15 protein-coding genes are annotated in these 20,554 nt (G+C 51.3%); 1 reads left to right on the forward strand and 14 read right to left on the reverse strand.

Annotation, left to right across the window (positions count from 1 at the left end; translation table 11 throughout):
* Positions 1-34: 34 nt before the first annotated feature.
* The 11 genes from K7B67_RS14690 to K7B67_RS14740 form a co-directional block, all read right to left on the reverse strand.
* A complete protein-coding gene (locus tag K7B67_RS14690; protein WP_252176644.1) occupies positions 35-1,651 on the reverse strand; it encodes a hypothetical protein in 1,617 nt (538 codons plus the stop codon).
* Positions 1,652-1,698: 47 nt separating this feature from the next.
* Positions 1,699-3,279, reverse strand: a complete 1,581-nt coding sequence (locus K7B67_RS14695; protein WP_252176645.1) for a hypothetical protein — start codon at positions 3,277-3,279, stop codon at positions 1,699-1,701.
* A gap of 109 nt (positions 3,280-3,388) precedes the next feature.
* Entirely contained in the window at positions 3,389-4,867 is a 1,479-nt protein-coding gene (locus K7B67_RS14700; RefSeq protein ID WP_252176646.1) for a C2H2-type zinc finger protein, read from the reverse strand.
* A gap of 74 nt (positions 4,868-4,941) precedes the next feature.
* Positions 4,942-6,054: a C2H2-type zinc finger protein gene (locus K7B67_RS14705; protein ID WP_252176647.1), complete on the reverse strand. Its 1,113-nt coding sequence runs from the start codon at positions 6,052-6,054 to the stop codon at positions 4,942-4,944.
* 99 nt (positions 6,055-6,153) lie between these two features.
* Positions 6,154-7,821 (reverse strand): hypothetical protein, encoded by a 1,668-nt coding sequence (locus K7B67_RS14710; RefSeq protein ID WP_252176648.1) that lies wholly within the window; start codon positions 7,819-7,821, stop codon positions 6,154-6,156.
* 98 nt (positions 7,822-7,919) lie between these two features.
* Positions 7,920-9,266, reverse strand: coding sequence for a hypothetical protein (locus tag K7B67_RS14715; protein WP_252176649.1), 1,347 nt, complete (start codon positions 9,264-9,266; stop codon positions 7,920-7,922).
* A gap of 99 nt (positions 9,267-9,365) precedes the next feature.
* Positions 9,366-10,784 carry a hypothetical protein gene (locus K7B67_RS14720; protein ID WP_252176650.1) on the reverse strand — a complete coding sequence of 473 codons (1,419 nt, stop codon included), beginning with the start codon at positions 10,782-10,784 and terminating at the stop codon, positions 9,366-9,368.
* 99 nt (positions 10,785-10,883) lie between these two features.
* Entirely contained in the window at positions 10,884-12,026 is a 1,143-nt protein-coding gene (locus tag K7B67_RS14725) for a hypothetical protein (protein ID WP_252176651.1), read from the reverse strand.
* A 74-nt stretch (positions 12,027-12,100) separates the two neighbouring features.
* Positions 12,101-13,873 (reverse strand): C2H2-type zinc finger protein, encoded by a 1,773-nt coding sequence (locus K7B67_RS14730; protein WP_252176652.1) that lies wholly within the window; start codon positions 13,871-13,873, stop codon positions 12,101-12,103.
* Positions 13,874-14,116: 243 nt separating this feature from the next.
* Positions 14,117-14,710, reverse strand: coding sequence for a hypothetical protein (locus tag K7B67_RS14735; protein WP_252176653.1), 594 nt, complete (start codon positions 14,708-14,710; stop codon positions 14,117-14,119).
* Positions 14,707-16,266: a hypothetical protein gene (locus K7B67_RS14740; protein ID WP_252176654.1), complete on the reverse strand. Its 1,560-nt coding sequence runs from the start codon at positions 16,264-16,266 to the stop codon at positions 14,707-14,709. Before K7B67_RS14740 ends, K7B67_RS14735 begins: the two co-directional genes overlap by 4 nt.
* Positions 16,267-16,343: 77 nt before the next feature.
* On the opposite strand from K7B67_RS14740, the gene K7B67_RS14745 reads away from it, so the two are divergent.
* Complete coding sequence (locus tag K7B67_RS14745; RefSeq protein ID WP_252176655.1) at positions 16,344-16,508, forward strand: hypothetical protein; 165 nt, start codon at positions 16,344-16,346, stop codon at positions 16,506-16,508.
* Here K7B67_RS14745 and K7B67_RS14750 read toward each other — a convergent pair.
* From K7B67_RS14750 to K7B67_RS14760, 3 genes are all read right to left on the reverse strand, one after another.
* The gene (locus K7B67_RS14750; protein ID WP_252176656.1) at positions 16,505-17,005 is read right to left on the reverse strand and encodes a hypothetical protein; all 501 of its coding nucleotides are present in this window, start codon (positions 17,003-17,005) and stop codon (positions 16,505-16,507) included. The two genes, K7B67_RS14745 and K7B67_RS14750, sit on opposite strands and share 4 nt — an antisense overlap.
* A gap of 143 nt (positions 17,006-17,148) precedes the next feature.
* Positions 17,149-18,759, reverse strand: coding sequence for a C2H2-type zinc finger protein (locus tag K7B67_RS14755; RefSeq protein WP_252176657.1), 1,611 nt, complete (start codon positions 18,757-18,759; stop codon positions 17,149-17,151).
* A gap of 97 nt (positions 18,760-18,856) precedes the next feature.
* Positions 18,857-20,458 carry a hypothetical protein gene (locus K7B67_RS14760; RefSeq protein WP_252176658.1) on the reverse strand — a complete coding sequence of 534 codons (1,602 nt, stop codon included), beginning with the start codon at positions 20,456-20,458 and terminating at the stop codon, positions 18,857-18,859.
* Positions 20,459-20,554 lie beyond the last annotated feature (96 nt).

Genomic DNA, 20,554 nt, shown 5'->3' on the forward strand with positions numbered 1-20,554 from the left:
TCGCAGGTTTCTTTGAGGTGGGTTCGGAGGCGGATCATCTTTTATCAACCTTCTTTTTTTTCCCGTTAGAGGGCGGCTGGTCATACGCTTTTCTTTTGGGTCTTTCGGGTCTTTCGGATCTCTGATCGGCAGGCAGGTGGGTCTTTTTGTGCTTTTTCAGATCGCTCCTGTTGTAGGCGCTGTGATCGCAGCCTTCATGATCACAGGGGTGTGCCCTGGATCTCTGGTCGACAGGCAGATGGGTCTGCTTGTGCTTTTTCAGATGGCTCAGCCAGTTGCTGCGGTAGTTGCAGTCATCATAGTCACACCGGTGTATCTTGTCTCTCTGGTCTTCAGGCAAGTGAGTCTGTTTGTGCTTTTTCAAATCACTCGCCCAGTCGGTGCTGTAGTCGCAGCCCTCATGGTCACACCGGTGCACCTTGGCTCTCTGGTCGGCGGGCAGGTGGGTCCGTTTGTGCGTTTTCAAATCGCCCTTGTAGTCGCTGCTGTAGTTGCAGCCCTCATGGTCACAATGGTGCACCTTGGCTCTCTGGTCGGCGGGCAGATGGGTCCATTTGTGCCTTTTCAGATGACCAAGCTGGTTGGTGCTGTAGTCGCAGCCTTCACGGTCACAGCGGTGAAGCCAGGTTCTCTGGTCGGCAGGCAGGTGGATCTGTTGGTGGGTTTTCAGACTGCCCTTGTGATCAGTCCTATAGTCGCAGCCCTCATGGTCACACTGGTGCACCTTGGGGTTCCTGGGTCGCTGGTCGGCAGGCAGGTGGATCTGTTTGTGGATTTTCAGACTACCCTTGTAGTCAGTTCTGTAGTTGCAGCCCTCATGGTCACATTGGTGTACCTTGGCTCTCTGGTCGGCAGGCAGGTGGATTGGTTTGTGCTTTTTCAGATCGGCCACCCGGTCAGTGCTGTAGTTGCAGCCCTCGTGTTCACACTGGTGCCGCTTGGCTCTCCGGTCGGCAGGCGCTTCTGCCCCTGACTCAGTGGGTATTTTATTGTCTGAAGTGGAGTCCTGGCTAATCATTTTCAGTCCCAGAGCCAAAAAATACTGACTCGTTTCGTTTAATGTCTGAAAAGGATCAACGGTCGTGCTTGCACACTGAACATCAGTTTCTTCTTCGTTTGAATAGCTGTCGCTGTTTTCAGCGGAGCTGCCGTCTTCTTGATTGTCAGAACCCTTATCAGAGGCTGCCCGACGGTAAGCCTTAGCTACGACGCCAGGGTCAGGTTGAGGTTGAGGGTCAGGTTGAGGGTCAGGTTGAGGGTCAAGAGAGTCGCCGGTGGCAGGAAAAAAGCAATAGCGAGTGTCTGACTTTAAGAGTGGCTTTAAGAGGATATCATCACCGAAACAAACTCGTGGCATGTCACTGTGGTTCTCGTCGGATTCTTGCTGCAACTCCCACCATTCAATAGCCTCGCTCTCTTCACTTTCGTCAGGTAGAAGCATTATCCGGGTGGGTTGGCTATTTCCCAAGCACACCTCAATAAAGGGCTTCGGGATATTGATAAGCGCTTTGCCGACAGCCAGAGCGAAGAGAAAAGGCATACTATTTTTCCAAGTTTTCCGAGCATCCCAGGCTTCCCGAGCGTGACTATTAGAGCAATGCATAGAAAAAGCAACTGCCAAGATCACAATCAATAGTTTTTTGAATAGCAAGGTCCGGCTTCCCAGTCATTGAAATGTTTATTGGGGAATCAGGTTAGTCAAAATCTGGAGAGACGTCGGAGATTTTTTTGAGGCCAGTTCGGAGGCGGATCATTCTTTATCAACCTTCTTTTTTTCCCGTTAGATGGCGGCTGGTCATACGCTTTCCTTTTGAGTCTCTGGTCGAGAGGCAGGTGTATTTTTTTGTGCATTTTCAGATTGCCCAAGTAGCCGGTGCTGTAGTTGCAGCCCTCATGGTCACACTGGTGCACCTTGAGCCTCTTGGCTCTCTGGTCGGCAGGTAAGTGGGTCAGTTTGTGCGCTTTCAGATTGCCCTTATGGTCTGTGCTGTAGCTGCAGCCCTCATGGTCACACTGGCGCAACTTGAGTCTCTCGTCGGCAGACAGATGGGTCCGTTTGTGCATTTTCAGATGACTCATGTAGCTGGCTTCGTAGTTGCAGCCTTCATGGTCACACTGAAGCCTGTGTCTCTTGACTCTCTGGTCGGCAGGCAAGTGGGTCTGTTTGTGCCTTTTCAGACTGCCCTTCAGGTCGGTTCTGTAGTTGCAGCCCTTATGGTCACACTGATGCACTCGGGGTCCCCTGGGTCTCTGGTTGGCAGGCAAATGGGTCTGTTTGTGCCTTTTCAGATTGAACGTATACTCGGTGCTGTAGTTGCAGCCTTCATGGTCACAGTGGTGCACCTTGGGTCTCTTGGTTCTCTGGTCGGCAGGCAGGTGAATTTGTGTGTGCTTTTTCAGATCGCTCAACCGGTCGGTGCTGTAGTTGCAGCCTTCATAGTCACAGTGGTGCACCTTGGGTCTCTGGTCGGCAGGCAGGTGGGTCTGTTGGTGCTCATTCAGAGTCGCACAATACTGACTGATTCCATGTAATGCTAGAAAAGAGTCAGGTGCCGTGCTTACACACAGAACATCAGCTTCGGTATCAGTTTCGGTTTCGGTTTCGGTTTCGGTTTCGGTTTCGGTATCAGTTTCGTCTTCATTTGCAGGGTTGTCGCTACTTTTATCAGGGCTGCCGCTGTCTTCACTGCCACTGTCTTCGCTGTCGGCACTATCATCAGAGGCTGCCTGACGGTAAGCCTTAGCTTCGACGCCAGAATCAGAAGAAAAGCAATGGCGAGTGTCTGGCTTCAGGAGTAGGTCGTCACCGAAGCAAACTTCTGGCATGTCGAAGTGGCACCATTTTATGGCTTCGTTCTCCTCTTCAATACCCTCCTCTTCTGGTTCCTCAGAGCTTTTGTCGCTGCTAAAACGAGAGAACATCAGTCTCCCCCTGTGCCTGGCTGTGGCAATGATTTCACGTTGCTGATCGTCTTTTTGCTGTATCTCTCTGACGATAGCTTTAACCATAGAGTCAAGTTCTGGTAGCGCATCCCGGACTGGGAAAAAAATTTCAGTATGCCAATACTGTGTGTCAGAGACTGGCAGGGCATCAGCTTCCCTGAGGTAAACTCTTTTCGTGGATAACACTTCAATAAAAGACCTCGGGGTCTTGATATGTGCCTTGCCGACAGCCAGAGCAAAGAGCAAAGACAACCTGTTTTCCTGAGCGTGACCATTAGAGCAATGCACGAAAAAGGCAATGGTCAAGGTCAAAATCAACGTTTTTTTGGATAGCAAGGTCTGGCTTCCCAGTCGTTGAAATGTTTATTAGAAGTTCAGGTTAGTCAAAGTCTGGAGAATGGTCGGAGTTTTTTTTGAGGTGGCTCGGAGGGTGGATCACTCTTTATCACTCTTTATCACCCTTCTTTCTTTTCTTGTCAGATGGCGGCTGGCCATACGCTTTCCTCTTGAGTCTCTGCCCGGCAGGCAGGTGGGTCTGTTTATGCGTTTTCAGATTGCTCGCATAGTTGGTTCTGAAGTTGCAGCCCTCATGGTCACACTGAGACACCCAGAGTCTCTGGTCGGCAGGCAGATGGATCTGTTTGTGCCTTTTCAGATGGCTCATGCTGACGGTGCTGTAGTCGCAGCCCCCGTGGTCACACTGGTGCATCTTGAGTCTCTTGGATTTCTGGTCGGCAGACAGGTGAGTCTGTTTGTGCCTTTCCAGATGGCCCCTGTGGTCGGTGCTGTAGTCGCACCCCTCATGGTCACACTGGTGCATCCTGAGTCTCTGGTCGGCAGGCAAGTGGGTCTGTTTGTGCAGTTTCAGATTGCCCGTGTGGTCGGTGCTGAAGTTGCAGCCCTCATGGCCACACTGGTGCGGCTTGAACCTCTGGTCGACAGGCAGGTGGGTCTGTTTGTGCCTTTTCAGATGGCTCACCCATCCGGCGCCGAAGTTGCAGCCCTCATGGTCACACCGGTGCGTCCTGAGTTTCTGGTCGGCTGCCAGGTGAGTCTGTTTGTGCTTTTTCAGACGGCTCAGCCATACGGCGCTGAAGTTGCAGCCCTCATGGTCACACCGGTGCGTTCTGGGTTTCTGGTCGGCAACCAGGTGGGGCTTTGGCTCAGTGGTTATTTCACCATCTGAAATGGAGTTCTGGTCAATCATTTTCTGTCTCAGAGTCGCACAATAGTCACTGATTTCGTTTAATGCTTGAAAAGGATCAGGTGTCGTGTTTATAAACAAGACACCCGTTTCGCTATCAGTTTCGTCTTCGTTTGAAGGGTTGTCGCTGCTTTCATCAGAGTTTCCACTGTCTTCACTCCCACTGTCTTCGCTGTAAGCACTATCACCAGAGGCTGCTCGACGGTAAGCCTTAGCTTCGATGCCAGAGTCAGGAGAAAAGCAATAGCGAGTGCCCGGCTTTAAGAGGATGTCATCAGCGAAGCAAACTCGTAGCATGTCGCGGTGCTCCACCTCGGGTTCTTGCTGCAACTGCCACCATTCAATCGTCTCGCTCTCTTCTTCAATGCCCTCTTCTGCTGGTTCCTCAGCCCTTTTGCTGTCTCTGAAGCAAGAGAGCATCAGGCTGCCCCTTTGTCTGGCTGTGGCAATGATTTCACGTTGCTGATCGTTTCTTTGCTGTATCTCAGTGGCGATCGCTTTAACCATGGAGTCAAGTTCCGGTTGCCCATCCCGGACTGGGAAAAGAGGGAGAAGAATAGTTCCGACGCCCGGGGAGTAAAGACCGATTTTCAAGTTGTCCTCAGATAGCAGCCTTAGAGCGAAGAGCAAAGACAACCTATTTTCATGAGCATTGCCATCAGAGCAATGCACAGAAAAGGCAAAGACCAAGGTCAAAATCAATAGTTTTTTGTATAGCAAGGTCTGGCTTCCCAGTCGTTGAACTGTTTATTGAGAAGTCAGGTTAGTCAAAATCCGGGGAGAGGTCGGAGGTTTCATTCTTGATCACCCTTCTTTCTTTTCTCGTTAGAGGGTGGCTGGTCATACGCTTTCCTTTTGGGTCTTTTGGTTCTCTGGTCGGCAGGCAGGTGGGTCTGTTTGTGCGTTTTCAGATTGCTTGCCAGGTCGGTGCTGTAGCTGCAGCCCTTATGGTCACACTGGTGCACCCTGAGTCTCTGGTCGACAGGCAGGTGGGTCTGTTTGTGCCTTTTCAGATTGCCCGCCTGGTTGGAGCTGAAGTCGCAACCCTCATGGTCGCACAGGTGCACCTTGAGTTTCCTGGGTCTCTGGTCGGCAGGCAGGTGAGTCTGTTTGTGCCTTTTCAGATGGCACGGCTGGTCGGTGCTGTAGTCGCAGTCCTCATGATCACACTGGTGCACCCTGGGTCTCTGGTCGACAGGCAGGTGGGTCTGTTTGTGCTTTTTCAGATTGCCCGCCAGGTTGCTGCTGTAGTTGCATCCCTCATGGTCGCACAGGTGCACCTTGAGTTTCCTGGGTCTCTGGTCGGCAGGCAGGTGGGTCTGCTTGTGCCTTTTCAGATCGCCCGCATAGTTGGAGCTGTAATTGCATCCCTCATGGTCACACTGGTGCTGCTTTTTGGGTCTCTGGTCGACAGGCAGGTGGGGCTTTGACTCGGTGGGTATTTTACTGTCTGAAATGGACTCCTGATCCATTATTTTCAGTCTCAGAGTCGCACAATACTGACTGAATTCGTTTAATGCTTGAAAAGAATCAGGTGCCTTGTTTACAGGTTGAACATCAGTTTCGTCTTCGTCAGAACAGTTGTCGCTGCTGTCATCAGAGGTACCGCTGTCTTCGCTGTCACTGTCTTCGCTGTCACTGTCTTCGCTGTAGGCACTATCATCAGAGGCTGCCCGACGGTAAGCCTCAGCTTCGACACCAGGGTCAGGTGCAGGTAGAAGCCTTATCCGGGTGGGTTGGTTATTTCCGAAGAACACCTCAATAACGAGCTTCGGGATATTAATGAGCGCCTTGCCGACAGCCGGGGCGAAGAGCAAAGGCAACCTGTTTTCCTGAGCATGACCATGAGAGCAATGCACAGAAACGGCCATGACCAAGATCAAAATCAATGTTTTTTTGAATAGCAAGACTTGGCTTCCCAGTCGTTGAACTGTTTATTGTAAATTCAGGTTAGTCAAAATCTGGAACGAGGTTGGAGGTTTCTTTGCGGCGGGTTGGGAGGTGGATCATTTTTTATCGTCCTTCTTTCTTTTCTTGTTAGATGGCGGCTGGTCATTCGCTTTTCTTTTGGGTCTCTTAAGTCTCTGGTCGGCAGGCAGGTGGATCCGTTTGTGCTTTTTCAGATCGCTCGCCCATTTGCTGCGGTAATCGCAGCCCTCATGGTCACACTGGTGCACCTTGAGTCTTATGGGTCTCTGGTCGGCAGGCAGGTGGATCTGTTGGTGCTTATTCAGATTGCCCTTCAGGTCGGTGCTGTAGTTGCAGCCTTCATAGTCACACTGGTGCACCTTGAGTCTTATGGGTCTCTGGTCAGCAGGCAGGTGGGTCTGTTTGTGCGTTTTCAGATTGCCTTTCAGGTAGGTTCTGTAGTTGCAGCCCTCATGGTCACACTGGTGCACCTTGAGTCTTATGGGTCTCTGGTCGGCAGGCAGGTGGATCCGTTTGTGCTTTTTCAGATCGCTCGCCCATTTGCTGCGGTAATCGCAGCCCTCATGGTCACACTGGTGCACTTTGAGTCTTATGGGTCTCTGGTCGGCAGGCAGGTGGGTCTCTTTGTGCGTTTTCAGATTGCCCTTGAGGCCAGTGCTGAAGTTGCAGCCTTCATGGCCACAATGGTGCACCTTGGGTCTTGTGGGTCTCTGGTCGGCAGGCAGGTGGGTCTTTTTGTGCGTTTTCAGATTGCCCTTCAGGTAGGTTCTGTAGTTGCAGCCCTCATGGTCACACTGATGCACCTTGGGTCTTATGGGTCTCTGGTCGACAGGCAGGTGGATATGTTTGTGCTTTTTCAGATCGCACGCCCGGTCGGTGCTGTAATCGCAGCCCTGGTGATCACACTGGTGCACTTTGGGTCTCTGGTCGACAGGCAGGTGGATCTGTTTGTGCTTTCTCAGATCGCTCGCCCGGTCGGTGCTGTAATCGCAGCCCTGATGGTCACACTGGTGCACCTTGGGTCTCTGGTCGGCAGGCAGGTGGATCTGTTTGTGCTTTTTCAGATCGCTCGCCCGGTCGGTGCTGTAATCGCAGCCCCGATGGTTACACTGGTGCACCTTGGGTCTCTGGTCGGCAGGCAGATGGGTCCGTTTGTGGCTTTTCAGATGGCTTTTGTAGCCGGTGCTGTAGTTACAGCCCTCATGGCTACACTGGTGCACTTTGGGTCTCTGGTCAGCAGGCAGGTGGGTTTGTTTGTGCGTTTTTAGATGGCATTTGTTGCCGGTGCTGTAGTTGCAGCCCTCATGGTCACACTGATGCTCTTTGGGTCCCTGGTCAGCAGACAGGTGGGTTTGTTTGTGTAACTCGGTGGCTATTTCACTGTCTGAAGTGGGCTCCTGATTAATCATTTCTAGTCTCAGAGTCGCACAAACCTCACTGATTTCTTTTAGTGCTCGAAAAGGCTCAGGTGTCGTGTTTACACACTGAACATTGGTTTCGGTATCAGTTTCGTCTTCTTCAGGACTGCTGTCGCTGTTTTTATCAGAGGTACCCTTGTCTTCACTGCCACTGTCTTCGCTGTAGGCACTATCATCAGAGACTGCCCGGCTGTAAGTCCTGGCTCCGAAGTCATAATCAGGAGAAAAGCCATAGTGGGTGTCTGGTTTTACCTGAGCGTGACCATTGGAGCAGTGCACAGAAAAAGCAATGGTCAGGGTCAAAATTAATGGTTTTTTGGATAGCAAGGCCTGGCTTCCCAGTCGTTGAACTGTTTATTGGAAATTCAGGTTAGTCAAAATCTGGAGAGATGTGGGTGGTTTCTTTAGGTCGGGTTAGATGCGGATCATTCTTTATCACCCTTCTTTCTTTTCTTGTTAGATGGCGGCGGGTCATAGGCTTTTCTTTTGGGTCTCTTGGGTCTCTGGTCGGCAGGCAGGTGGGTCTCTTTGTGCTTTTTCAGATCGCTCGCCCGGTCGGTGCTGTAATCGCAGCCCTGATGGTCACACTGGTGCACCTTGGGTCTCTGGTCGGCAGACAGGTGGATTTGTTTGTGCCTTTTCAGATGGTTTTTGTTGCTTGTGTCGTAGTTGCAGCCCTCATGATCGCACTGGTGCATCTTGGGCTTCCTGGGCCTCTGGTCAGCAGGAAGGTGGGTCTCTTTGTGTCTATTCAGACTGCCCCTGTGGTCGGTTTTGTAGTTGCAGCCCTCATGGTCACACTGGTACGCCCTGAGTCTCTGGTCGACAGGCAGGTGGGTCTGTTTGTGCGTTTTCAGATGGTGCGTCCGGTTGGTGCTGTAGTCGCAGCCCTCATAGTCACACTGGTGAATCTTGAGTCCTTTGGTTCTCCGATCGGTAGGCAGGTGGGTCTGTTTGTGCTTTTTCAGATTCCCCTTCAGGTCGGTGCTGTAGTTGCAGCCCTGATGGTCACATTGGTGCACCTTGGGTCTCTGGTCGGCAGGCAGGTGGGTCTGTTTGTGCTTTTTCAGATTGCCCTTCAGGTCGGTGCTGTAGTTGCAGCCCTGATGGTCACATTGGTGCACCTTGGGTCTCTGGTCGGCAGGCTGGTGGGTCTGTTTGTGCCTTTTCAGATGCCCCCTCTGGTTGGTGCTGTAGTTGCAGCCCTTATGGTCACACTGGTGCACCTTGGGTCTCTGGTCGGCAGGCAGGTGGGTCTGTTTGTGTAACTCGGTGGCTATTTCACTCCCTGAAGTGGACTCCTGATTAATCATTTGCAGTCTCAGAGTCGCACAGTACTCGCTGAATTCGTTTAATGCTCGAAAAGGCTCAGGTGTCGTGTTTACACACTGAACATCGGTTTCGGTATCAGTTTCGTCTTCTTCACAACGGTTGTCGCTGTTTTCATCAGAGGTACCCTTGTCTTCACTGTCACTGTCTTCGCTGTCACTGTCTTCGCTGTAGGCACTAGCATCAGAGGCTGCCCGGCTGTAAGCCTTAGCTTCGACGCCAGAGTCAGGAGAAGAGTCAGGAGAGACGCCTGTGGCAGGCAAAAAGCCATAGCGGGTGCCTGAGCAAACCCGTGGCATATCGAAGTAGTACCATTCAATATGCGCCTTGCCGACAGCCAGAGTGGAGAGCAAAGACAACCTGTTTTCCTGAGCGTGGCCATTGGAGCAGTAAACAGAAAAAACAATGGCGAAGGTTAAAATCAATGGTTTTTTGGATAGCAAGGATTGGCTTCCCAGTCGCTGAACTGTTTATTGAGAAGTCAGGTTAGTCAAAATCTGGAAAGAGGTCGGAGGTTTCTTTGAACCGGGTTGGGAAGCGGATCATTCTTCATTGCCCTTCTTTCTTTTCTTACTAGATGGCCGCTGTTCATTCGCTTTCCTTTTGTGTCTTTTGGTTTTCTGGTTGGCAGCCAGGTGGGTCTGTTTGTGCTTTTTCAGATTGCTCGTGTAGTTGGTGATGTAGTTGCAGCCCTCATGGTCACACCGGTGCAGTTTGAGCTTTTGGACTCTCTGATCAGCAGGCAGGTGGGTCAGTTGGTGCTTTTTCAGATTGCCCTTCTGGTCGCTGCTGTAGTTGCAGCCTTCATGGTCACACTGGTGCACCTTGGGTCTCTGGTCAGCAGGTAGGTGGGTCTGTTGGTGCTTTTTCAGATTGCCCGGGTAGTTGGTGATGTAGTTGCAGCCCTCATGGTCACACTGTTTCACCCCGGACCGCTGGTCGACAGGCAGGTGGGTTTGCTTGTGCTTTTTCAGATCGCTCACATAGACAGTTCTGAAATTGCAGCCCCCACGGTCGCACTGATGCACCCTGGGCCGCTGGTCGGCAGGCAGGTGGCTCTGCTGGTGCTTTTTCAGATCACTCGAATGGTCGCTGCTGTAATTGCAGCCCTCATGGTCACACTGGTGCCCCCTGGGTCTCTGGTCGGCAGGCAGGTGGATCAGTCTGTGCCTTTTCAGATGCTGCTTCGTGTCAGTGCTGTAGTCGCAGCCCTCATGGCGACACTGGTGCACCTTGGCTCTCTGGTCGGCAGGCAGGTGGGTCTGTTTGTGCCTTTTCAAATTCTGCATCGTGTCGGTTCTGTAGTTGCAGGCTCCGTGGTCACAATGGTGCCCCCTGAGACGCTGATCATCAGGCAGGTGGGTCTGCTTGTGCCTTTTCAGATCGCCCGCATAGTTGGAGCTGTAATTGCATCCCTCATGGTCACACTGGTGCTGCTTTTTGGGTTTCTGGTCGGCAGGCAGATGGGGCTTTGACTCGGTGGGTATTTTACTGTCTGAAATGGACTCCTGATCCATTATTTTCAGTCTCAGAGTCGCACAATACTGACTGAATTCGTTTAATGCTTGAAAAGAATCAGGTGCCTTGTTTACAGGTTGAACATCAGTTTCGTCTTCGTCAGAACAGTTGTCGCTGCTGTCATCAGAGGTACCGCTGTCTTCACTGTCACTGTCTTCGCTGTAGGCACTATCATCAGAGGCTGCCCGACGGTAAGCCTCAGCTTCGACACCTGGGTCAGGTGAAAAGCAATAGCGGATGCCTGATTTTAAGTCAAGTTCAGGTAGCCCATCCCGGACTGGGAAAAGAGGGAGAAGAATGTTTTCGATCTGTATATTGATAAGCGCATTGCCGACAGCCAGAGCGAAAAGCAAAGGCAACCTGTTTTCCTGAGCGTGGCCATGACAGCAATGCACAGAAACGGCCATGACCAAGATCAAAATCAATGTTTTTTTGAATAGCAAGACTTGGCTTCCCAGTCGTTAAACTGTTTATTGGGAAATCAGGTTAGTCAAAATCTGGAGAAAGGTCGGAAGTTTCTTTGAGGCGAGCTGGGAAGCGGATCATTCTTCATTGCCCTTCTTTCTTTTCGTATTAGATGGCCGCTGTTCATCCGCTTTCCTTTTGTGTCTTTTGGTTCTCTGGTCGGCAGGCAGGTGGGTCCGCTTGTGCCTTTTCAGATTGCCCGTGTAGTGGGTGATGTAGTTGCAGCCCTCATGGTCGCACCGGTGCCTGCTGAGTCTCTGCTCGGCCGACAGGTGGGTCTGTTTGTGCCTTTTCAGATTGGTTATGACGTCGGTTCTGTAGTTGCACTTCTCATGGTCACACCGGTGCATTTTCGCTCTCTGCCTGGCAGGCAGGTGGCGCTTTTTGTGCCTGTTCAGACTGCTAATGAAGTCGGTGTGGTAGTTGCAGCCCTTATGGTCACACTGGTGTATCTTGGGTCTCTGGTCAGCAGGCAGGTGGCTCTTTTTGTGCCTTTTCAGATCGCCCGACCGTTCGGTGCGGTAATTGCAGCCCTCATGGTCACATTGGTGCATCTTGGGTCTCTGGTCGGCAGGCAGGTGGGTCTGTTTGTGCATTTTCAGATCGCTCGTGTAGTCGGTGCGATAGTTGCAGCCCTCATGGTCACACTGGTGCACCTTGGCTCTCTGGTCGGCAGGCAGGTGGATCTGTTTGTGCCTTTTCAGATGACCCGCCCGGTCGGTGCTGTAGTTGCAGCCTTCATGGTCACATTGGTGCAACCTGGGGTTCCTGGGTTTCTGGTCGGCAGGCAGGTGGGGCCTTGGCTCAGTGGGTATTTCACTGTCTGAAATGGAGCCCTGCTCAATCATTTTCAGTCTCAGAGCCGAACAATACTGACTGATTTCGTTTAATGCCCGAAAAGGATCAACTGTCGTGTTTACACGCTGAACTTCAGCTTCGGTATCAGTTTCGTCTTCGTTTGAACCGTTGTCGCTGTTTTCATCAGAGGTGTCGCTGTCTTCACTGCCACTGTCTTCGCTGTAGGCACTATCATCAGAGGCTGCCCGGATGTAAGCCTTGGCTTTGACGCCAGAGTCGGGAGAAAAACATTCGTCTGTGTCTGGCTTTAATAAGAGGATGTCATCACCTAAGCACTGGATGTCAGAGAATGGCAGGGCATTAGCCCCCCACACAGAAAAAGCAATGGCCAAGGCCAAAATCAATGGTTTTTCGGATAGCAAGGCCTGGGTTCCCAGTCGTTGAACTGTTTACTGGGAAATCAGGTTAGTCAAAATCTGAAAAGAGGTTGGAGGTTTTATTCTAAATCACCCTTCTTTCTTTTCCGGTTAGATGGCGGCTGGTCATACGCTTTCCTTTTGGGACTCCGGCCGGGAGTCAGGTGGATCTGTTGATGTGCTTTCAGATTGCTCTTGCGGTCGGTACTGTAGTTGCAGCCCTCATGGTCACACTGGTGCACCTTGATTCTCTGGTCGGCAGGCAGGTGGGTCTGTTTGTGCTTTTTCAGATGGTCCGTTCGGTTAACGCTGTAGTCGCAGCCCTCATGGTCACATTGGTGCACATTTAATCTCTTTCTCTGGTCGAAAGGCAGGTGGGTCTGTTTGTGCTGTTTCATATTGCCTGAATGGCCCGTGCTGTAGTTGCAGCCCTCATGGTCACACTGGTACACCTTGAGTCTCTCGGGTCTCTGGTCAGCAGGCAGGTGAGTCTGTTTGTGCTTTTTCAGACTGCTACTGTTGTCGGTTCTGTAGTTGCAGCCCTCATGGTCACACTGATGCACCTTGGGTCTCTGGTCAGCAGGCAGGTGGATCTGTTTGTGCTTTTTCAGATCACCCGCCCGGTAGGCGCTGTAGTTGCAGCCCTCATGGTCACAGTGATGCACCTTGGGTCTCTGGTCGGCAGGCAGGTGGATCTGTTTGTGCTTTTTCAGATGATTCCTCCGGTTGGTTCTGTAGTCGCAGCCCTCATGATCACACTGGTGCACTTTGGGTCCCTTGGGTCTCATGGGTCTCTTGGGTCTTTGGTCGGGAGGCAGGTGGATCTGTTTGTGCTTTTTGATATTACCCACCAGATCGGATCTGTAGTTGCAGCCCTCATGGTCACACCGGTGCCTATTGGATCTCTGATCGGCAGGCAGATGGGTCTGTTTGTGCGTTTTTAGATGACCCCTGTGGTCAGTGATGTAGTTGCAGCCTTCATGGTTACACTGGTGCTCACAGGTTCTCTGGTCGGCAGCCAGGTGGGTCCGTTTGTGCCTTTTCAGATGATGCTTCCGGTTGGTGCTGTAGTCGCAGCCCTCATGGTCACACTGGTGCACTTTGGGTCTTTTGGCTCTCTGGTCGGCAGGCAGGTGGCTCTGTTTGTGCTTTTTCGGGTGAGCCATGTGGTCGCTGCTGTGAGCAGGTGAGGTAATTTCCGGGTGGTTAACAGAGTCCACGTCTGCCTCTGACCCAGCGGGTATCTGAACGCCTGAAACGGAATCCTGATTAATCATTTTCAGTCTCAGAGTCGCACAATACTCACTGAACTCGTTTAATACTCGAAGAGGATCAACCGTCGTGTTGACACACTGAACTTCAGTTGGGGTATCAGTTTCGTCTTCGTTTGAACCGTTGTCGCTGTTTTCATCAGAGGTGTCGCTGTCTTCACTGCCACTGTCTTCGCTGTAGGCACTATCATCAGAGGCTGCCCGGGTGTAAGCCTTGGCTTTGATGCCAGGGTCGGGAGAAAAAAAGTAGCCTGTGTCTTCAATGGCCTCGCTCTCTTCTTCAACACCCTCTTCTCCTGGTGCCTCAGACCTTTTGTCACTTCTAAAGCAAGAGAGTATAAGACTCCCTCTTTGTTTGGCTGTTGCAATGATTTCACGTTGCTGATTGTCTCTTTGCTGCATCTCAGTAGCGATAGCTTTAGCCATAGCTTCGAGTTCCGGTAACACATCCCGGAGTGGGAAAAAAATTTCAGTGTGCCAACACTCTGTGTCAGGCACACTGTTTTCCTGAACGTGGCCATTGGAACTATGCACAGAAAAGGCAAGGGCCAAGGCCAAAATCAATGGTTTTTTGTATAGCAAGGCCTGGCTTCCCAGTCGTTGAACTGTTTATTTGGAAATCAGGTTAGTCAAAATCTGGAGAGAGGTCGGAGGTTTCTTTGAGGTTTGTGGATGATGTGATGCGCCATGAACAGGTGGTTACCGAAAAAAAACCGTTTCAGATGCCTTCAGGCTACGCTGGTCGTGTGGTGCAGATTGAGGTGGCAGGCACCAGTCCAGTCCGGTGCGGCAGATGGAAGCGGCGCAGAGTGTGAGTGAGTTGGTTTAAACATTAAAGTACCAGTTAACCGCCAGTACGGAAGCAATGGTCATCAGGGCGCTGCCAAAGGTGACCAGGTATTGCCGGTTGATAACAGTGTGGATTTCGGTTTTCAGTTCGGCGTAGGCATTGGCGAGTTTAACCTTCAGTTCGGCATCTATCTTGTTACTTTCCATTTTAAGTTCGAAGTAGCGAGCGTCTGACTCGGCTTTCATTGCTTTGAATTCGGCATCTGACTTGGCGTTCATTGCTTTGAATTCGGCATCGAACTTGGCGTTCATGTCGGCCATTTTTTGATTGAAAAGCGTCTGGTGCTGCAAGATGGCCTCTTGCATATTAAGCAGGTCTTTCTTGGTGGCATTGTGATCCGGGTCGAGGGAGGCACTGACCTTTGCCGCCAGTTCCTCATCAATGCCGATGTCTTTGAGTTGTTTAAACAGCGATTCCGACACACTCAGCTCCTGTAAATGGATGGAAGAAGTGGAAGGATAGACCACGAATGACGCTAACAACAAAAAACCGGGCATTATTGACCCACCCGCCAGCACGGCAGACAGCCGGACCCTGACCACCTGGATGAAACACTGGAGGCCGATCATTCTTGATTATCCTTCTTTCTTTTCTTGTTAGATGGCGGCTGGTCATTCGCTTTCCTTTTGGGTCTTTCAGGTCTCTTGTTGGCAGGCACGTGGGTTTGTTTGTGTATTTTCAGATTACCCATCCGGTCGGAGCTGTAGTTGCAGCCCTCATGGTCACACCGGTGCATGATTTTCTGGTCAGCAGGAAGGTGGGTTTGTTTGTGTGCTTTCAGACTGCCTGCACAGTCGGTGCTGTAGTCGCAGCCCTCATGGTCACACTGGTGCACTTTGAGTCTCTGGTCGGCAGGCAGGTGGGACTGTTTATGCGTTTTCAAATTGCTCATCCGGTCGCTGCTGTAGCCGCAGCCCTTGTGGTCACAGTGGTGCATGGGTCTCTCGGGTCTCTTGGGTCTCTGGTCGGCAGGCAGGTGAGTCAGTTTGTGTGTTTTTAGATGGCCCGTGTGGTCAGTGATGTAGTTGCAGCCCTCATGGTCACAGTGGTACACCTTGCCTCTCTGGTCGACAGGCAAGTGTGCCTGTTTGTGCATTTTCAGATTGCCCATGTGGTCAGTGATGTAGTTGCAGCCCTCATGGTCACACTGGTGCATCTTGACTCTCTGGTCAGCAGGCAGGTGGGTCTGTTTGTGCCTTTTCAGACTGCCCATCTGGTCAGTAGCGTAGTTGCAGCCTTCATGGTCACAATGGTGCTCAAAGTCTCTCTGGTCGGCAGGCAGGTGGATCTGTTTGTGCCTTGTCAGAACGATCGTCCTATCCGTGCTGTAGTCGCAGCCCTCATGGTCGCACTGGTGCATCTTGAGCCTCTTGAGTCTCTTGGGTTTTTGGTCGGCAGGCAGGTGCGTCTTTTTGTGCCTTTTCAAATTTTCCGCCCATGCGCTGCTATAGTCGCAGCCCTTATGGTCACACTGGTGCACTTTGGGTCTCTTGGGTCTCTGGTCGGCAGGCAGGTGAGCCTTTTTGTGCCTTTTCAGATGGCCCGCCTGGTCACTGCTGTGAGCAGGTGAGGTGATTTTCTGATGGTTAGCAGGGTCTACTTTTGTCATTTCTGACTCTGACTCAGTGGGTATTTTGCTGTCTGAAATGGACTCCTGATTAATCATTTTCAGTCTCAGAGTCGCACAATACTCACTGAACTCGTTTAATAGTCGAAGAGGATCAATCGTCGTGTTTACACACTGAACTTCAGTTGGGGTATCAGTTTCGTCTTCGTTTGAACCGTTGTCGCTGTCTTCACTGCCACTGTCTTCGCTGTAGGCACTATCACCAGAGGCTGCCCTGGTGCAAGCCTTAGCTTTGACGCCAGGGTCGGGAGAAAAACAGTAGCCTGTGTCTGGCTTTAAGAGGATGTCATCACGTTGCTGGCTGCCTCTTTGCTGCATCACAGTAGCGATAGCTTTAGCCATAGCATCGAGTTCCGGTAACACATCCCGGAGTGGGAAAAAAATTTCAGTGTGCCAACACTCTGTGTCAGGCACACTGTTTTCCTGAACGTGGCCATTGGAACTATGCACAGAAAAGGCAAGGGCCAAGGCCAAAATCAATGGTTTTTTGTATAGCAAGGCCTGGCTTCCCAGTCGTTGAACTGTTTATTGGGAAATCAGGTTAGTCAAAATCTGGAGAGAGGTCGGAGGTTTCTTTGAGGTTTGTGGATGATGTGATGCGCCATGAACAGGTGGTTACCGAAAAAAAACCGTTTCAGATGCCTTCAGGCTACGCTGGTCGTGTGGTGCAGATTGAGGTGGCAGGCACCAGTCCGGTGCGGCAGATGGAAGTGGCGCAGAGTGTGAGTGAGTTGATTTAAACATTAAAGTACCAGTTAACCGCCAGTACGGAAGCAATGGTCATCAGGGCGCTGCCAAAGGTGGCCAGGTATTGCCGGTTGATGACAGTGTGGATTTCGGTTTTCAGTTCGGCGTAGGCATTGGCGAGTTTAACTTTCAGTTCGGCATCTATCTTGGAACTTTCCATTTTAAGTTCGTAGTAGCGAGCGTCAGCCTCGGCTTTGCGAGCGTCAGCCTCGACTTTCATTGCTTTGAATTCGGCATCTGACTTGGCGTTCATTGCTTTGAATTCGGCATCTGACCTGGCGTTCATTGCTTTGAATTCGGCATCGAACTTGGCGTTCATGTCGGCCATTTTTTGATCGCTGCGGGCTTGGTGCTGCAAGATGGCCTCTTGCATATTAAGCAGGTCTTTCTTGGTGGCATTGTGTTCCGGGTCGAGGGAGGCACTGACCTTTGCCGCCAGTTCCTCATCAATGCCGATGTCTTTGAGTTGTTTAAACAGCGATTCCGACACGCTCAGCCCCTGTTAATGGATGAAAGAGGCGTAAGCATAGACCATGAACGACGCTAACAACAAAAAACCGGGCATTATTGACCCACCCGCCAGCACGGCAGACAGCCGGACGCTGACCACCTGGATGAAACACTGGAGGCCGATCATTCTTGATTATCCTTCTTTCTTTTCTTGTTAGATGGCGGCTGGTCATACGCTTTCCTTTTGGGTCTCCGGTCAGGAGTCAGGTGGATCTTTTTGTGCCTTTTCAGATTGCTCGACAGGTCGGTTCTGTAGTTGCAGCCCCCATGGTCACACTGGTACGCCCTGGCTCTCTGGTCGTCAGGCAGGTGGGTTTGTTTGTGCATTTTCAGATTGCCCATGTGATCGGTGCTGTAGCTGCAGCCCTCATGGTCACACTGGTAAATCTTGCCTCTCTTGGGTCTCCTCTGGTCGACAGGCAGGTGGATCTGCTTGTGCTTTTTCAGATTGTCCTTCCGGTCGGTGCTGTAGTCACAGCCCTCATGGTCACACCGGTGCAGCTTGGGTCTCTGGTCGGCAGGCAAGTGGGTCTGTTTGTGCCTTTTCAGATCCTCCGACTGCCCGGCCCTGTAATCGCAACCCTCATGGTCACATTGGTGCACCTTAGGTCTTTGGTCGGCAGGCAAGTGGGTCTGTTTGTGCCTTTTCAGTCTGTACGCTTGTTCGACGCTGTAGTCGCAACCCTCATGGTCACACTGGTGCACCTTGGCTCTTTTAGGTCTCTGGTTGGCAGGCAGGTGGATCTGTTTGTGCTTTTTCAGATGGTTCATCCGGTCAGTTCTGTAGTCGCAACCCTCATGGTCACACTGATGCAGCTTGAGTCTCTTGAGTTTTTGGTCGGCAGACAGGTGGGTTTGTTTGTGCGCTTTCAGACTGTCCCCCCGGTCGGTGCTGTAGTTGCAGCCCTTATGGTCACAATGGTGCACCTTGGGTCTTTTGACTCTCTGGTCGGCAGGCAGGTGGATCTGTTTGTGCCTTTTCAGATTGTTCGTCCGGTCAGTTCTGTAGTCGCAACCCTCATGGTCACACTGGTGCACTTTGGGTCTCTTGGGTCTCTTGGGTCTCTTGGGTCTTTGGTCGGCAGGCAGGTGGATCTGTTTGTGCCTTTTCAGATTTTCCGCCCATGCGCTGCTGTAGTCGCAGCCCTTATGGTCACACTGGTGCACTTTGGGTCTCTCGGGTCTCTGGTCGGCAGGCAGGTGGGTCTGTTTGTGCGTTTTCAGATGACCCGTCTGGTCACTGCTGTGAGCAGGTGAGGTGATTTTCTGATGGTTAGCAGGGTCTACTTTTGTCATTTCTGACTCTGACTCAGTGGGTATTTTGCTGTCTGAAATGGACTCCTGATTAATCATTTTCAGTCTCAGAGTCGCACAATACTCACTGAACTCGTTTAATAGTCGAAGAGGATCAACCGTCGTGTTGACACACTGAACTTCAGTTGGGGTATCAGTTTCATCTTCGTTTGAACCGTTGTCGCTGTTTTCATCAGAGGTGTCGCTGTCTTCACTGCCACTGTCTTCGCTGTAGGCACTATCACCAGAGGCTGCCCGGGTGCAAGCCTTGGCTTTGACGCCAGGGTCGGGAGAAAAACAGTAGCCTGTGTCTGGCTTTAAGAGGATGTCATCACCTAAGCACTCTGTGTCAGGCACACTGTTTTCCTGAGCCTGGCTACTAGAGCTATGCACAGAAAAGGCAAGGGCCAAGGCCAAAATCAATGGTTTTTTGTATAGCAAGGCCTGGCTTCCCAGTCGTTGAACTGTTTATTGGAAAATCAGGTTAGTCAAAATCCAGAGAGGTCGGAAGTTTCTTTGATGTGGGTTGGGAGATGGATCATTCTTTATCACCCTTCTTTCTTTTCCCGGAAGATGGCAACTGGTCATACGCTTTTCTTTTGGGTCTCTGGTTGGCAGGCAGGTGAATCTGTTTGTGCCTTTTCAGATTGCCCATCAAGTCGGTGCGGTAATCGCAACCCTCATGATCACAATGGTGCACCTTGGGTCTCTGGCTCGCATCCAGATGAATATTTTTGTGCTTTTTCAGATGTTCCGCCCGGTCACTGCTGTAGTCGCAGCCCTGATGGTCACACTGGTGTACCCTGAGTCTCTGGTCAGCAGGCAGGTGGGTCTGTTTGTGCTTATTCAGATGATCCACCCGGTCAGTGCTGTAGTCGCAGCCCTCATGGTCACACTGGTGCACCCTGGGTCTCTGGTCAGCAGGCAGATGGGTCAGTTTGTGCCTTTTTACAAAGCTCGCACATCCGCTGCTGTAGTTGCAGCCCTCATAGTCACACTGGCACACCCTGGGTCTCTGGTCGGCAGGCAGGTGGGTCTTTTTGTGCTTTTTCAGATGGCCCAGGTGATTGGTTCTGTACTTGCAGCTCTCATGGTCACACTGGTACATCTTGACTCTCTGGTCGGCAGGCAGGTGGGTCTGTTTGTGCGCTTTCAGATTGTTTGAATAGTCGCTGCTGTAGTTGCAGCCCTCATGGTCACACTTGTGATCTCTGCGTCTATGGTCGGCAGGCAGGTGGCTCTTTTTGTGCTTTTTCAGGGAGTTCGCCCGGTCGCTGCTGTAGTCGCAGCCCTCATGGTCACACTTGTGATTCCTGGATCTCTGGTCAGCAGGCAGGTGGCTCTCTTTGTGCGTTTTCAGATGGCTCAAGTGATCGGTCCTGTAGTTGCAGCCCTCATGGTCACACCGATGATTCCTGCGTCTCTGGTCAACAGGCAAGTGGGTCTGTTTGTGCACTTTCAGATGGTCCGCCCGGCCAGCTCTGTAGTAGCAGCCCTCATGGTCACACGGGTGCAACTTGGTTTTTTTGAGTCTCTGGTCAGCAGGCAGGTGGGTCTGTTTGTGCCTTTTCAGATGACCCGCCTGGTCACTGCTGTGAGCAGGTGAGGTGGTTTTCTGATGGTTAGCAGGGTCTACTTTTGTCATTTCTGACTCTGACTCAGTGGGTATTTTGCTTTCTGAAATGGATTCCTGATTAATCATTTTCGGTCTCAGAGTCGCACAATAGTCACTGAACTCGTTTAATACTCGAAGAGGATCAACCGTCGTGTTTACACACTGAACTGTTGTGGTATCAGTTTCGTCTTCGTTTGAGCAGTTGTCGCTGTTTTCATCAGCAGTGTCGCTGTCTTCACTGCCACTGTCTTCGCTGTAGGCACTATCATCAGAGGCTGCCCGAGTGTAAGACCATTGAATGGTCTCACTCTCTTCACTTCCGTCAGGTAGAAGCCTTATCAAAGTGGGTTGGTTGTTTCCCTGCCGTACTGAGACCTCAATAAAGAGCTTCGAGGTACTAATAAGCACCTTGCCAACAGCCAGAGCGAAGAACAAAGGCATAGTATTTTCCTGAGCATGACCATTAGAAGTATGCACAGAAAAGGCCATGACCAAGGTCAAAATCAGTTGTTTTTTGGATAGCAAGGGCTGAGTTCCCAGTCGTTGGAATGTTTATTGGGGAATCAGGTTAGTCAAAATCTGGAGAGAGGTTGGAGATTTCTTTGATGTGGGTTGGAAGGA

The organism is Endozoicomonas sp. 4G (assembly GCF_023822025.1).
Classification (GTDB): Bacteria; Pseudomonadota; Gammaproteobacteria; order Pseudomonadales; family Endozoicomonadaceae; genus Endozoicomonas_A.

Excerpts from the sequence above, each read along its gene's own strand:
- K7B67_RS14735 (WP_252176653.1), bottom strand. The coding sequence starts at position 14,710 with ATGATCGGCCTCCAGTGTTTCATCCAGGTGGTCAGGGTCCGGCTGTCT.